At 34.8% G+C, this 15,013-nt stretch carries 11 protein-coding genes and 1 tRNA gene; 1 reads left to right on the plus strand and 11 read right to left on the minus strand.

Translation table 11 applies throughout. From position 1 onward, the window contains the following. Positions 1 to 119 precede the first annotated feature (119 nt). Positions 120 to 1,709 (plus strand): peptide chain release factor 3, encoded by a 1,590-nt coding sequence (locus tag PW52_RS08965; RefSeq protein WP_044632581.1) that lies wholly within the window; start codon positions 120 to 122, stop codon positions 1,707 to 1,709. Between the two features lie 50 nt (positions 1,710 to 1,759). Here PW52_RS08965 and PW52_RS08970 read toward each other — a convergent pair whose 3' ends face one another. The 11 genes from PW52_RS08970 to tuf all read right to left on the minus strand — a co-directional run bounded on the left by PW52_RS08970 (position 1,760) and on the right by tuf (position 14,941). Further along, positions 1,760 to 2,077 (minus strand): DUF3467 domain-containing protein, encoded by a 318-nt coding sequence (locus PW52_RS08970; protein ID WP_044632582.1) that lies wholly within the window; start codon positions 2,075 to 2,077, stop codon positions 1,760 to 1,762. 126 nt (positions 2,078 to 2,203) lie between these two features. Then, the gene (rpoC, locus tag PW52_RS08975; protein ID WP_044632583.1) at positions 2,204 to 6,505 is read right to left on the minus strand and encodes a DNA-directed RNA polymerase subunit beta'; all 4,302 of its coding nucleotides are present in this window, start codon (positions 6,503 to 6,505) and stop codon (positions 2,204 to 2,206) included. 70 nt (positions 6,506 to 6,575) lie between these two features. After that, complete coding sequence (rpoB, locus tag PW52_RS08980; protein ID WP_044632584.1) at positions 6,576 to 10,388, minus strand: DNA-directed RNA polymerase subunit beta; 3,813 nt, start codon at positions 10,386 to 10,388, stop codon at positions 6,576 to 6,578. Between the two features lie 186 nt (positions 10,389 to 10,574). Further along, positions 10,575 to 10,952, minus strand: coding sequence for a 50S ribosomal protein L7/L12 (rplL, locus tag PW52_RS08985; RefSeq protein ID WP_044632585.1), 378 nt, complete (start codon positions 10,950 to 10,952; stop codon positions 10,575 to 10,577). Between the two features lie 64 nt (positions 10,953 to 11,016). Then, entirely contained in the window at positions 11,017 to 11,538 is a 522-nt protein-coding gene (gene rplJ / locus PW52_RS08990) for a 50S ribosomal protein L10 (protein WP_044632586.1), read from the minus strand. 19 nt (positions 11,539 to 11,557) lie between these two features. Beyond that, positions 11,558 to 12,247 carry a 50S ribosomal protein L1 gene (gene rplA / locus PW52_RS08995; protein WP_044632587.1) on the minus strand — a complete coding sequence of 230 codons (690 nt, stop codon included), beginning with the start codon at positions 12,245 to 12,247 and terminating at the stop codon, positions 11,558 to 11,560. A 20-nt stretch (positions 12,248 to 12,267) separates the two neighbouring features. Then, complete coding sequence (rplK, locus tag PW52_RS09000; protein ID WP_044632588.1) at positions 12,268 to 12,705, minus strand: 50S ribosomal protein L11; 438 nt, start codon at positions 12,703 to 12,705, stop codon at positions 12,268 to 12,270. 72 nt (positions 12,706 to 12,777) lie between these two features. Next, positions 12,778 to 13,332, minus strand: coding sequence for a transcription termination/antitermination protein NusG (nusG, locus tag PW52_RS09005; RefSeq protein ID WP_044625858.1), 555 nt, complete (start codon positions 13,330 to 13,332; stop codon positions 12,778 to 12,780). 26 nt (positions 13,333 to 13,358) lie between these two features. Continuing rightward, positions 13,359 to 13,550: a preprotein translocase subunit SecE gene (gene secE / locus PW52_RS09010; RefSeq protein ID WP_044632589.1), complete on the minus strand. Its 192-nt coding sequence runs from the start codon at positions 13,548 to 13,550 to the stop codon at positions 13,359 to 13,361. Between the two features lie 67 nt (positions 13,551 to 13,617). Then, positions 13,618 to 13,690, minus strand: a tRNA-Trp gene (locus tag PW52_RS09015). A gap of 63 nt (positions 13,691 to 13,753) precedes the next feature. Further along, positions 13,754 to 14,941, minus strand: coding sequence for an elongation factor Tu (gene tuf, locus PW52_RS09020; RefSeq protein WP_044632590.1), 1,188 nt, complete (start codon positions 14,939 to 14,941; stop codon positions 13,754 to 13,756). Positions 14,942 to 15,013: the final 72 nt, after the last annotated feature.

Here is a 15,013-nt window from a genome sequence, read left to right on the forward strand (position 1 = left end):
CAAAAATACCAAGTAAAATTTAAACTAACAATGTATTTACTAAATTAAAAAGCCCTTTAAAGTTCTACAATATTTGGTGTATTAAGTAGTATATTTGCATCCCATTTATTTAAAATTTTATGAGTTTTTTAAAAGAAATACAACGCAGAAGGACTTTTGGTATTATTTCTCACCCAGATGCAGGTAAAACAACATTAACAGAGAAGCTATTACTTTTTGGTGGTGCTATTCAAGAAGCTGGCGCTGTAAAAAGTAATAAAATTAAAAAAGGCGCTACCAGTGACTTTATGGAAATTGAGCGCCAACGTGGTATCTCGGTGGCTACCTCTGTTTTAGCATTTGAGTATAACGGTACAAAAATAAACATTCTAGATACACCTGGACATAAAGATTTTGCTGAAGATACCTTTAGAACTTTAACAGCCGTAGATAGTGTAATTGTAGTTATTGATGTGGCAAAAGGTGTTGAGGAACAAACTGAAAAGTTGGTTGAAGTTTGCCGTATGAGAAACATTCCTATGATTGTATTTATTAATAAACTTGACCGTGAAGGTAAAGATGCTTTTGATTTATTAGATGAAGTTGAACAAAAACTAGGTTTAAAAGTGGCTCCTTTAAGTTTCCCTATTGGCATGGGTTATGAGTTTAAAGGTATTTACAACATTTGGGAGAAAAATGTAAACTTATTTAGTGGAGATAGCCGAAAAAATATTGAAGAAACTATTGAAATTTCTGATTTATCTTCTCCTGAATTGGATGAATTAATTGGAGAAAAATCGGCTAACACCTTAAGAGAAGAAATAGAGTTAGTTGAAGGTATATACCCAGAGTTTAATAAAACGGATTACTTAGAAGGCAATCAACAACCTGTATTTTTTGGTTCGGCATTAAATAATTTTGGAGTTCGCGAATTATTGGATTGTTTTGTTGAAATAGCACCAAAACCAAGAGCTAAACAAAGTGAAGAACGTTTGGTAAAACCAGATGAAAAGAAATTTACAGGCTTTGTTTTTAAAATTCATGCAAACATGGACCCAAATCATCGTAACCGTTTAGCTTTCGTTAAAATTGTTTCTGGTGAATTTAAACGTAATACGCCATACCTTCATGTAAGAAATAATAAAAAACTTAAATTCTCGAGCCCAAATGCGTTTTTTGCTGAAAAGAAAGAAATTGTAGATATATCGTATCCTGGAGATATTGTTGGCTTACAAGATACAGGGAGTTTTAAAATTGGTGATACCTTAACAGAAGGAGAAATTTTAAACTATAAAGGCGTTCCAAGTTTTTCTCCTGAGCATTTTAGATATATAAACAATGCTGACCCAATGAAATCGAAACAGCTTTTTAAAGGTATCGATCAATTAATGGATGAAGGTGTAGCACAACTTTTTACCTTAGAACTTAACGGTAGAAAAGTAATTGGTACCGTTGGCGCTTTACAATACGAGGTAATTCAATATCGATTAGAACATGAATATGGTGCAAAATGTACTTACGAAAACTTAAATGTTCATAAGGCCTGTTGGGTGGATCCAGAAGATCCAAAATCTGATGAATATAAAGAGTTCTTAAGAGTTAAACAGCGCTTTTTAGCTAAAGATAAGCAAGGACAGTTGGTGTTTTTATCAGACTCTCCATTTTCACTGCAAATGACTCAGCAAAAATACCCGAGTGTAAAATTACATTTCACATCGGAGTTTGAATAAATTTAACTTCAATAAAAAAAGCCTTTAAAATTAATTTTAAAGGCTTTTTTTTATGCTTGTCCTGTTGGTCCAAAATTTAAAGGAATTGGAGGTTGCTCGTAATCTTTTATTTCACCATGTGCTTGCTCGAAACGTTGTACATTGTCGTTTAATGCTTTTAATAATCGTTTAGCATGTTGTGGTGTTAATATAATTCTAGATTTAACCTTGCTCTTAGGTACACCTGGCATTATATTCACAAAATCTACTACAAATTCGGATACAGAATGATTAATTATGGCCAAGTTAGAATATGTGCCTTCTGCTACTTTTTCATCTAACTCTATATTTATTTGCCCTTGTTTTGGTTTATTCTTTTCGTCTACCATTTGAAACTATTTTTTAACTTTAAATAAAAGTTTTATTATTATAAATTCATTAAAAAAAGCCTTCACGTTTATACATGAAGGCTTTTATTTTATAGATTCCCGCCTTCGCGGGAATAACAAAAATTATTAATTATAATTTAATTCTTGCTTTACTTGCATCATTTGGTCGAATTCTTCTTTCGAACCTACAATAATGTCGCTATACTTACGCATACCTGTACCTGCAGGAATTCTGTGACCTACAATTACATTTTCCTTTAAGCCTTCTAAAGTATCTACTTTACCAGCTACAGCTGCTTCGTTAAGTACTTTTGTAGTTTCCTGGAAGGATGCTGCAGAAATAAACGACTTGGTTTGTAATGACGCTCTTGTAATACCCTGAAGAATTGGTGTTGCTGTTGCTGGTTGTGCATCACGAGCTACAACAAGATTTTTATCTTCACGACGTAAAATTGAGTTTTCATCACGTAATTGACGAGGTGAAACTATTTGCCCTTCTTTAAGGTTAACAGAATCTCCAGCATCTTCAATTACCTTCATACCGAAAATATCATCATTCTCCTTAATAAAATCAGCTTTGTGTGCTAATTGATCTTCTAAGAATAAAGTATCTCCAGAATCAATAATTCTTACTTTACGCATCATTTGTCTTACAACAACTTCGAAATGCTTATCGTTAATTTTTACACCTTGTAAACGGTAAACTTCTTGTACTTCGTTTACTAAATATTGTTGTACTGCTGAAGGACCTTTTATATTTAAGATATCATTAGGTGTTACAGATCCATCAGAAAGTGGCATACCAGCTTTTACAAAATCGTTTTCTTGTACCAGAATTTGATTTGATAGTTTAACTAAGTACTTTTTAACTTCACCTAATTTAGACTCTACGATAATTTCACGATTACCACGCTTAATTTTACCAAAAGATACAACACCGTCAATCTCTGAAACAACTGCTGGATTAGATGGGTTACGCGCTTCGAATAACTCCGTTACACGAGGTAAACCACCCGTAATATCACCAGCTTTTGCTGATTTACGTGGGATTTTAACTAAAATCTTTCCAACGCTAATCTTCTCACCATCATCAATCATCAAGTGTGCGCCTACAGGTAAGTTATACGAACGTATAGTTTCTCCTTTACTATCTTCAATATGAAGCGTAGGAATAAGTTTTTTATTTCTAGACTCTGAAATTACTTTTTCTTGGAAACCTGTTTGTTCATCAATCTCCACCTGATATGTAATTCCTTGCTCGATGTTTTCGTATTTTACTTTACCAGCAAACTCCGAAATAATTACACCATTATATGGATCCCATGAACAAACCACATCTCCTTTCGTTAAGTTCGCACCATTTTTAATGTTTAGCGTAGAACCATAAGGAATGTTATTTGTGCTTAAAACAATACCAGTTTTCTTATCAACAAGTTTAAGCTCAGATGTTCTAGAAATAACAATATCAACATCATTACCCTCATTATCCTGACCTTTAACTGTTTTTAAATCTTCAATTTCAGCTACACCGTCAAACTTAACAACAAGCTTGTTTTCTTCTGAAATATTTCCTGCAATACCTCCAACGTGGAATGTACGAAGTGTTAACTGCGTACCAGGCTCACCAATAGATTGTGCCGCTACAACACCAACAGCTTCACCACGTTGAACCATTTTTCCTGTGGCTAAGTTACGACCGTAACATTTAGCACAAATACCTTGCAAAGCTTCACACGATAATGGCGAACGTACTTCTATCGTTTCAACCGGAGAGTCTCCAATAGTTTTTGCGATTTGATCGTCTATTAACTGACCGGCAGAAACTAATAATTCATCTGTTAAAGGGTTGTAGACATCGTTCAAAGAAACTCTACCTACAATTCTAGCAGCAAGTGTTTCAACGATTTCATCGTTTTTCTTAAGTGCTTCAACTTCAACACCTCTTAATGTACCACAATCTTCTGAATTGATAATAACATCTTGAGAAACATCTACTAAACGACGTGTTAAGTAACCTGCATCTGCAGTTTTAAGAGCCGTATCTGCAAGACCTTTACGCGCACCGTGAGTAGAAATAAAGTATTCTAAAATTGAAAGACCTTCTTTAAAATTAGAAAGAATTGGGTTTTCAATAATTTCACCACCACCTGCGTTAGATTTTTTAGGCTTAGCCATTAATCCACGCATACCGGTTAACTGACGAATTTGTTCTTTAGAACCACGAGCTCCAGAATCCAGCATCATAAATACCGAGTTAAATCCTTGTTGGTCTTCGCGAATACGCTTCATCGATAACTCGGTTAACTCTGCGTTTGTTGATGTCCAAATATCAATAACTTGGTTATAACGTTCATTATTGGTAATAAGTCCCATATTATAGTTCCCCATAATACCGTCAACTTGCTTATTAGCAGCATCAATCATACTTTGCTTTTCAGCTGGAATAATAATATCACCTAAACTAAAAGATAAACCACCTTTAAATGCAAAGTTGAAACCTAAGGTTCTAATAGCATCTAAAAAATCTGCAGTTTCAGGAACAGATGTCGCTTTTAAGATATCACCAATAATATCTCTTAACGATTTCTTTGTTAATACTTGATTGATATAACCAGCTGCTTGAGGTACATGTTGATTAAATAATACACGACCAACAGTTGTATCGATAATCATTCTGTCTAACTTACCTTCTTCATTAATATCGATAGTACGAACTTTTATTGATGCATTTAAATCAACACGTTTTTCGTTAAAAGCGATTTCTACCTCTTCTGGAGAATAAAATGTTAAGCCTTCTCCTTTGATTGGCACTTCTGGTGTAGACTTACGCTCTTTAGTCATATAATATAAACCAAGCACCATATCTTGAGATGGTACTGCTACTGGAGAACCATTTGCAGGGTTTAAAATATTATGCGAGGCCAACATTAATAATTGACACTCTAAGATTGCCTCTGGCCCTAATGGTAAGTGTACCGCCATTTGGTCACCATCGAAATCGGCGTTAAATGCCGTACAAACTAATGGGTGTAACTGTATTGCTTTACCTTCAATTAACTTAGGTTGGAAAGCTTGAATACCCAAACGGTGTAATGTTGGAGCACGGTTTAGTAATACCGGATGTCCTTTAAGAACATTTTCCAAGATATCCCAAACCACAGGCTCTCTTTTATCTATAATTTTCTTTGCAGATTTTACAGTTTTTACAATACCTCTTTCAATTAATTTTCTAATTACAAAAGGCTTGTAAAGTTCTGCTGCCATATTTTTTGGCAATCCACATTCGAATAATTTTAATTCTGGACCAACAACAATTACCGAACGTGCCGAATAATCTACACGTTTACCAAGTAAGTTTTGACGGAAACGCCCTTGCTTACCTTTTAAACTATCTGATAAAGATTTTAACGGACGGTTAGAATCGGTTTTTACTGCTGAAGATTTACGTGTGTTATCAAATAATGAATCGACAGATTCTTGTAACATACGTTTTTCGTTACGTAAAATTACTTCAGGTGCTTTAATTTCAACTAAACGCTTTAAACGGTTATTACGGATAATAACTCGACGGTATAAATCATTTAAATCTGAAGTAGCGAAACGACCACCATCTAACGGCACTAACGGACGTAATTCTGGCGGAATGATTGGAATTACCTTCATAATCATCCATTCTGGTCTGTTCTCGCGATTATTGTTAGATTCACGTAAAGCTTCAACCACTTGTAAACGCTTTAAGGCTTCTGTTTTACGTTGTTTAGACGTTTCGGTGTTTGCTTTATGACGTAATTCGTATGATAAAGCCTCTAAGTCAATTCTAGCCAATAACTCGATTAAACACTCTGCTCCCATTTTAGCAATAAACTTATTAGGGTCGGTGTCATCTAAATATTGATTGTCTTGAGGAAGTGCTTCTAATATATTTAAATATTCTTCTTCCGTAAGGAAATCTAATTTTTGTAAAGGCTCGCCTTCTTCATTTTTAGCATTACCTGGTTGAATTACTACATAACGTTCGTAGTAAATTATCATATCTAATTTCTTAGATGGTAAACCAAGTAAATAACCTATTTTGTTGGGTAAAGAACGGAAATACCAAATATGTGCTACTGGCACTACTAAGTTAATGTGTCCCACTCTATCGCGACGTACTTTCTTCTCTGTTACTTCAACACCACAACGGTCGCAAACAATACCTTTATAACGGATTCTTTTATATTTACCACAAGCACACTCGTAATCCTTTACAGGACCAAAAATACGCTCACAGAACAAACCATCTCTTTCTGGTTTGTGAGTTCGATAATTGATAGTTTCTGGTTTTAAAACCTCGCCACGAGATTCTGCTAAAATAGACTCTGGTGATGCTAAACCAATTGAGATTTTATTAAATCTCTTTACTGTATTCTTATCTTGTTTTCTTGCCATGTTTTTTAGTCTTCAGTTTTCATCCACAATTTATGTTTCAATATGAACTGTGGATGTTAACTATGTTTTTTTACTCCTCTAATCTGATGTCTAATCCTAAACCTTTCAATTCATGCATTAATACATTGAATGATTCTGGTAAACCAGGATCTGGCATTGGCTCACCTTTAACTATACTTTCGTAAGTTTTGGCTCTACCAATTACGTCATCAGATTTTACAGTTAAAATTTCTCGTAAAGTACTTGATGCACCGTATGCTTCAAGTGCCCAAACTTCCATCTCACCAAAACGCTGACCACCAAATTGTGCTTTACCACCAAGAGGTTGTTGAGTAATTAATGAGTAAGGTCCTATAGAACGTGCGTGCATTTTATCGTCTACCATGTGTCCTAACTTTAACATGTAGATTACACCTACTGTTGCTGGCTGATCGAAACGCTCTCCTGTACCGCCATCATATAAATATGTATGTCCGTAACGTGGAATTCCAGCTTCGTCTGTTAATGCATTAATCTGATCGATAGTTGCACCATCAAAAATTGGCGTAGCGTATTTTCTATCTAATTTTTGTCCAGCCCATCCAAGAACAGTTTCATAAATCTGACCAATGTTCATACGAGATGGTACACCTAGTGGGTTAAGTACTATATCAACAGGAGTTCCATCTTCTAAGAATGGCATATCTTCTTGACGAACAATACGTGCAACAATACCTTTGTTACCGTGACGTCCTGCCATTTTATCACCTACTTTAAGTTTACGCTTTTTAGCAATGTAAACTTTAGCTAGTTTAATAATTCCTGATGGTAACTCATCACCTACAGAAATAGTAAACTTCTCGCGACGCAATGCACCTTGTAAATCGTTTTCTTTGATTTTGTAATTGTGAATTAAATCGGCAACTAATTGGTTTGTATGCTCATCGGTAGTCCATTTACCTGAAACTAAATGCGCATAATCATCAACAGCATTTAACATTTTTAAAGTGAATTTTTTACCTTTTGGTAAAACTTCTTCACCTAAATCGTTAAATATACCTTGAGCGGTTTTACCGTTAACAATAGCAAAAAGTTTTTCTACTAAAATTTCTTTTAAATCGTCGAACTTTCTATCGTATTGTGCTTCTAAAGCTAAGATATCATCTTTATCTTGAGCTCTTTTACGCTTATCTTTTACTGCTCTTGCAAATAATTTCTTCTCGATTACAACACCATTTAATGATGGCGAAGCTTTTAAAGATGCATCTTTAACATCACCAGCTTTATCACCAAAGATAGCACGTAATAATTTTTCTTCTGGAGTAGGATCGCTTTCTCCTTTTGGAGTAATTTTTCCGATTAAGATGTCACCAGGTTTAACCTCGGCTCCAACGCGAATCATTCCATTTTCATCTAAATCTTTAGTCGCTTCTTCTGATACGTTAGGAATATCGTTAGTTAACTCTTCGTTTCCTAATTTTGTATCTCTAACTTCTAAAGAATACTCATCAATGTGAATAGATGTAAAAATATCTTCACGAACAACTTTTTCAGAAATTACAATTGCATCCTCAAAGTTATACCCTTTCCAAGGCATAAAGGCTACTTTCATGTTTCTACCAAGTGCTAATTCGCCTTGTTGCGTAGCATAACCTTCACATAAAACTTGACCTTTAGTTACTGTATCTCCTTTAACCACAATTGGTTTAAGGTTGATTGAAGTACCTTGGTTAGTTTTTCTAAACTTAATTAATGGATACGTTTTAATATCTGAATCGAAGCTTACTTTTGCTTCATCTTCTGTTCTGTCGTATCTAATTTTAATTTCGTTTGCATCAACATATAAAACTTCTCCAGTTCCTTCTGCATTAATTAATACTCTAGAATCTTTAGCCACCTGACGTTCAAGACCTGTTCCTACAATAGGAGAATCTACTCTTAATAATGGTACCGCTTGACGCATCATGTTAGATCCCATTAAAGCACGGTTTGCATCATCATGCTCTAAAAATGGAATTAAAGATGCCGAGATAGAGGAAATCTGGTTTGGAGCTACATCAGTATAATGTAAATCTGTTGGCTCAATAACAGGGAAATCTCCTTCCATACGTGCAATTACCTTATCATGTAATATCTTACCATCCTCATCAACATTTACAGTTGCTTGAGCTATTAATTTTTCTTCCTCTTCTTCTGCACTTAAATAAGTTGGCTCATTTTTAATATCTACTACACCATTTTCAACTGGACGATATGGTGTTTCAATGAATCCCATTGAGTTAACTTTAGCATAAACTGAAAGTGATGATATAAGACCAATATTTGGTCCTTCTGGTGTTTCAATAGGACAAAGTCTTCCGTAGTGTGTATAGTGAACATCACGCACCTCGAAACCTGCTCTTTCACGAGACAGACCACCTGGACCTAATGCTGACAAACGACGTTTATGAGTTATTTCTGCTAATGGATTCGTTTGATCCATGAACTGAGATAACTGGTTTGTACCAAAGAAAGAATTAATTACAGAAGATAATGTCTTCGCATTAATTAAATCAATTGGAGTAAATACTTCGTTATCACGAACATTCATACGTTCACGAATAGTACGCGCCATACGAGCTAAACCAACACCAAACTGTTGAGATAATTGCTCACCAACTGTACGTACACGACGGTTAGATAAGTGATCAATATCATCTATCTCTGCTTTTGAGTTGATAAGCTCAATTAAATATTTAATAATAGTTATGATATCTTCTTTGGTAAGCACTTGCTTATCCATACCAATATCTAACCCTAATTTTTTGTTCATTCTATAACGACCAACTTCACCAAGTGAATAACGTTGATCTGAGAAGAATAACTTGTCAATTATACCACGTGCCGTTTCCTCATCTGGTGGTTCTGCATTACGTAATTGACGGTAAATATGTTCTACAGCTTCTTTTTCTGAGTTTGTAGGGTCTTTTTGAAGCGTGTTATGAATAATGGCATAATCACCTTGTTCGTTAGATTCTTTATGAAGAAGAATCGTTTTAACATCGGCTTCTATAATTTCTTCAATATTATCTTTATCTAAAATAGTATCACGATCAAGTACAATTTCGTTACGCTCGATTGATACTACTTCACCTGTATCTTCATCAACAAAATCTTCATGCCATGTATTAAGTACACGTGCAGCTAATTTGCGACCTAAATACTTTTTAAGACCTGTTTTAGAAACTTTAGCTTCTTCAGCTAAATCGAATATTTCTAAAATATCTTTATCGCGTTCAAAACCGATAGCGCGGAAAAGCGTAGTTACAGGTAATTTTTTCTTTCTATCGATATAAGCATACATTACTTGGTTTATATCGGTAGCAAATTCTATCCATGATCCTTTAAAAGGAATAACCCTAGCTGAATATAATTTAGTTCCATTGGCATGGAATGACTGACCAAAAAACACCCCTGGTGAACGATGTAATTGAGAAACAACTACTCGCTCTGCACCATTAATAACAAAAGTACCACTAGGTGTCATGTAAGGAATGGTTCCTAAATAAACGTCTTGAACAATGGTTTCAAAATCTTCATGTTCAGGATCAGTACAATATAATTTTAACCTAGCTTTTAGCGGTACGCTATAAGTAAGTCCTCTTTCTATACACTCTTCAATAGTATACCTTGGTGGATCTACGAAATAATCTAAAAACTCTAATACAAATTGATTACGAGAATCAGTAATAGGAAAGTTTTCCATGAAGGTATTATAAAGACCTTCATCTCCTCGTTCTTCTGATTTAGTTTCTAGTTGGAAAAAATCTTGAAACGACTTAATTTGAATATCCAAAAAATCTGGATATTCCGTTCTATTAACAATAGAGGAGAAATTTAATCTTTCAGCTTGTGTTGACAACATCAATGGACGGAATTTTGATTAAAAAAATAGTTAAAGTGCTCTTTAAACACTTGGAATAAACGGCACAAAAATAGGCCAAAAATACATAATTTATTTGCTATACTTTTATATACGCAAAATGGTTTAGGTGTTATCCCGCAACTTAGCGAGATAAACCTAAACCTTTGTTTTTAAGAGTAATTAAGCTTACTTAAGCTCAACTTCTGCTCCTGCTTCTTCTAAAGAAGATTTTAAAGCTTCAGCCTCATCTTTAGATACACCTTCTTTAATTGGAGATGGAGCGTCATCAACTAATCCTTTAGCTTCTTTTAATCCTAAACCAGTTAATTCCTTAACTAATTTTACAACAGCTAATTTAGAACCACCTGCCGCTTTTAAGATTACATCAAATTCAGTTTTTTCTTCAGCAGCGTCACCACCACCTGCAGCAGGACCAGCAACAGCAACTGCAGCAGCAGCAGCAGGCTCGATACCATACTCATCTTTTAATATAGTAGCTAACTCGTTTACTTCTTTTACTGTTAAGTTAACTAATTGTTCTGCGAAATCTTTTAAATCTGCCATTTTTCTATCGTTTTAATAGTGTTTTTAAATAATATATTTGTAATAAAGTGCGTACTCGCTAAGACTATCCTTCTTTTTCAGATAGTGTTTTAATAATACCTGCAATTTTACCGCCACTTGATTTAAGTGCTGAAACAACATTTTTAGCAGGCGATTGTAATAATCCAACAATCTCTCCTAATAACTCGTCTTTAGACTTAATTTCAACTAAAGCGTCTAATTGCTCGTCACCAATATAAATTGCTTCCTCAATAAAAGCTCCTTTCAATAATGGCTTTTCTGATTTTTTACGGAAGGTCTTTATTAACTTTGCTGGTGCATTACCTGTCTCGGCATACATAACAGATGTATTACCTTTTAAAACTGTAGGAAGTTCTCCAAACTCTTTATCTGAAGCCTCCATTGCTTTAGCAAGTAAGGTATTTTTAACAACTGCCATTTTTACGTTTGCTTTAAACGCAGCACGACGTAAATCGGATGTTGATCCTGCATTTAACCCAGAAATATCCGCTAAATAGATATTTGCGTTATTGGCTAATTCTGCAGTTAACTCCTCAATAACTTGTGATTTTTCTTCTCTTGTCATAATAAAAGTTTTAACTTAATTAACCAATTTTTGGATCAACAGCAATACTAGGACTCATTGTAGAAGAAATAAAAATACTTTTCACATAAGTACCTTTTGCAGTTGTTGGTTTTAATTTTAATAATGTTTGTAATAATTCATTTGCATTTCCTGCAATTTTATCAGCACTAAATGATGCTTTTCCAATAGCCGCGTGAACAATACCTGTTTTATCAACTTTAAAATCGATTTTACCAGCTTTTACTTCGCTTACTGCTTTTGCAATATCCATTGTCACTGTACCAGTTTTAGGGTTTGGCATTAAACCACGAGGACCTAACACACGTCCTAAAGGACCTAATTTACCCATAACACTTGGCATAGTAATAATTACATCTACATCGGTCCAGCCACCTTTAATTTTATCAAGGTACTCATCTAAACCAACATAATCTGCCCCAGCCTCTTTAGCTTCTGCTTCCTTGTCTGGAGTTACTAATGCTAATACTTTCATGTCTTTACCAGTACCGTGAGGTAACGAAACCACACCACGCACCATTTGATTTGCTTTACGAGGATCTACTCCTAAACGTACAGCAATATCTACTGATGCATCAAATTTTGTATTGGTAACTTCTTTAACTAAGGCTGATGCTTCGTTTAACGAATACACTCTACCTTTTTCAATTTTCGCTAAAGCTTCTTTTTGCTTTCTTGTTAATCTTGCCATTTTGTAATGTCTTTAATAGATTAAGATGGAAACTGACCAGTTACAGTTATTCCCATAGATCTTGCTGTACCAGCTACCATACGCATTGCAGATTCAATTTCGAATGCATTTAAATCCTGCATCTTATCTTCTGCAATAGTCTTCACTTGTTCCCAAGATACTTTAGCTACTTTTTTTCGGTTTGGTTCACCTGAACCTTTTTTCACCTTGGCCGCTTCTAATAATTGTACTGCAGCTGGAGGAGTTTTAATAACAAAGTCGAACGACTTGTCTTTATAAACTGAGATAACAACCGGTAAAACTTTACCAGCTTTATCTTGAGTTCTAGCATTAAATTGCTTACAGAACTCCATAATGTTAACTCCAGCAGCACCTAAAGCGGGTCCAACCGGTGGCGACGGATTCGCAGCACCTCCCCGAACTTGTAACTTAACTACTTTACCTAATTCTTTTGCCATTTTTAATAATTTAGTTTGATAGGTTTTTAATTGGAAGCAAAAAACTCATCATTTTATATAGTGTAACAATTATTATACTTTTTCTACTTGCATATAGCTTAACTCTAATGGTGTTTTTCTTCCAAAAATTTTCACCATTACCTCTAACTTACGCTTTTCTTCATTAATATTTTCGATAGTACCATCGAATCCATTAAATGGTCCATCAATAACTTTAACTGTTTCTCCTTTAGTGTAAGGAATAGCAACGTTAGCTGTTTCTTCAACCGTTAATTCATCGACCTTACCTAACATTCTGTTTACTTCAGATTGTCTTAATGGCACAGGATCGCCTCCTTTTGTTTCGCCTAAAAACCCAATAACATTAGTCACCGAGCGAATTATATGTGGAACTTCACCAGTTAAATTGGCTTGAACCATAATATACCCAGGAAAAAACACCTTTTCTTTATGTATTTTTTTCCCGTTACGAATTTGAACAACACGTTCTGTAGGAACTAAAACCTGATCTACATAATCCTGCATTCCTAAACGTGCTATTTCATTTTCTATGTATGTTTTTATTTTGTTCTCTTGCCCACTAACTGCACGAACAACATACCATTTTTTTTCACTTACTTCAGACATAATCTTTTTCTTTTAACTTTTAAATGTTAACCAATCCATTGAAAGTAAGCCGTAATAACTTTACTGAAAACTGTATCGACACCCCAAATAGCAAGCGAAAATATAATAGAAAACACAGCAACTAAAACTGTTAAACTTTGTGCTTCTGCCCAAGTAGGCCATGTCACATTATTTTTAAGTTCTGCAAATGATTCTTTTACATAATTTACAATTCCCATACTGTTATTTTTTATTAATAAAACAAGCTGAATTTAAAATTCAACCTGTTAAACTTATTTTATTTTGCACGGGAGGAGAGACTCGAACTCCCGACACCTGGTTTTGGAGACCAGTGCTCTACCAACTGAGCTACACCCGTATTTATACTTAAAGGTATTCCGAAAAACGGAACACCCTTAGTATAAAATTTATATTATTCTAATTAATCTAGAATTTCAGTTACCTGACCAGCACCTACTGTTCTACCACCTTCACGAATTGCGAAACGTAAACCAACGTTCATTGCAATTGGTTGAATTAATTCAACAGTAATAGTTAAGTTATCACCAGGCATAACCATTTCAACTCCATCAGGAAGCGCAATGTTTCCAGTTACGTCAGTTGTACGTACGTAGAACTGTGGACGGTAGTTGTTGTGGAATGGAGTGTGACGTCCACCTTCTTCTTTTTTAAGGATATAAACCTCAGCTTTGAATTTAGCGTGTGGAGTTACAGATCCAGGCTTAGTAATTACCATACCTCTAGAGATTTGAGTTTTCTCAATACCTCTTAATAAGATACCAGCGTTATCACCAGCTTCACCTCTATCTAATATTTGACGGAACATTTCGATACCAGTGATAGTAGAAGTTAACTTCTCTGCACCCATACCAATAATTTCCACAGGATCACCTGTGTTAGCTACACCAGTTTCAATACGACCAGTTGCAACAGTTCCACGACCAGTAATAGAGAATACGTCTTCGATAGGCATTAAGAAAGGCTTATCCATATCACGTACTGGCTCTTCGATCCAATCGTCACAAGCTTGCATTAATTCTAATACTGTATCAACCCACTTTTGCTCACCGTTAAGTGCACCTAAAGCAGAACCAGAAATTACAGGTCCGTTATCACCATCGTACTCATAGAAGTTTAATAAATCTCTAACTTCCATATCTACCAATTCTAATAACTCCTCATCATCAACCATATCTACTTTGTTTAAGAAAACAACGATACGAGGAATACCTACTTGACGACCTAATAAGATGTGCTCGCGAGTTTGTGGCATAGGACCATCAGTAGCAGCAACAACTAAAATAGCACCATCCATTTGTGCAGCACCAGTTACCATGTTTTTCACGTAATCGGCGTGACCAGGACAATCTACGTGCGCGTAGTGACGATTTGCTGTTTGATACTCAACGTGAGATGTATTAATTGTAATACCTCTTTCTTTTTCTTCTGGAGCGTTATCAATTTGATCGAAATCTCTCGCTTCTGATAAACCTGCATCAGCTAATACTTTAGTAATAGCAGCAGTTAAAGTTGTTTTACCGTGATCTACGTGTCCAATTGTACCAATATTTAAGTGTGGTTTTGAACGATCGAAAGTTGCCTTTGCCATGTTTTTAAAAAAATTTTAATCTTAGTTATATAATAATATTAGTGTTATCTAATAATTTTTTGTTCATTTTTA

It is taken from the genome of Neotamlana sedimentorum (assembly GCF_000943565.1).
In the GTDB taxonomy this organism is placed as follows: Bacteria; Bacteroidota; Bacteroidia; order Flavobacteriales; family Flavobacteriaceae; genus Neotamlana; species Neotamlana sedimentorum.

Bases quoted from the DNA above. Each gene is read 5' to 3' on its own strand.
- rplJ (WP_044632586.1), bottom strand. From the start codon at position 11,538: ATGACAAGAGAAGAAAAATCACAAGTTATTGAGGAGTTAACTGCAGAA.
- nusG (WP_044625858.1), bottom strand. From the start codon at position 13,332: ATGTCTGAAGTAAGTGAAAAAAAATGGTATGTTGTTCGTGCAGTTAGT.
- secE (WP_044632589.1), bottom strand. From the start codon at position 13,550: ATGGGAATTGTAAATTATGTAAAAGAATCATTTGCAGAACTTAAAAAT.
- rplL (WP_044632585.1), bottom strand. From the start codon at position 10,952: ATGGCAGATTTAAAAGATTTCGCAGAACAATTAGTTAACTTAACAGTA.
- rpoC (WP_044632583.1), bottom strand. From the start codon at position 6,505: ATGGCAAGAAAACAAGATAAGAATACAGTAAAGAGATTTAATAAAATC.
- rplK (WP_044632588.1), bottom strand. From the start codon at position 12,705: ATGGCAAAAGAATTAGGTAAAGTAGTTAAGTTACAAGTTCGGGGAGGT.
- PW52_RS08965 (WP_044632581.1), top strand. From the start codon at position 120: ATGAGTTTTTTAAAAGAAATACAACGCAGAAGGACTTTTGGTATTATT.
- rplA (WP_044632587.1), bottom strand. From the start codon at position 12,247: ATGGCAAGATTAACAAGAAAGCAAAAAGAAGCTTTAGCGAAAATTGAA.
- PW52_RS08970 (WP_044632582.1), bottom strand. From the start codon at position 2,077: ATGGTAGACGAAAAGAATAAACCAAAACAAGGGCAAATAAATATAGAG.
- rpoB (WP_044632584.1), bottom strand. From the start codon at position 10,388: ATGTTGTCAACACAAGCTGAAAGATTAAATTTCTCCTCTATTGTTAAT.
- tuf (WP_044632590.1), bottom strand. From the start codon at position 14,941: ATGGCAAAGGCAACTTTCGATCGTTCAAAACCACACTTAAATATTGGT.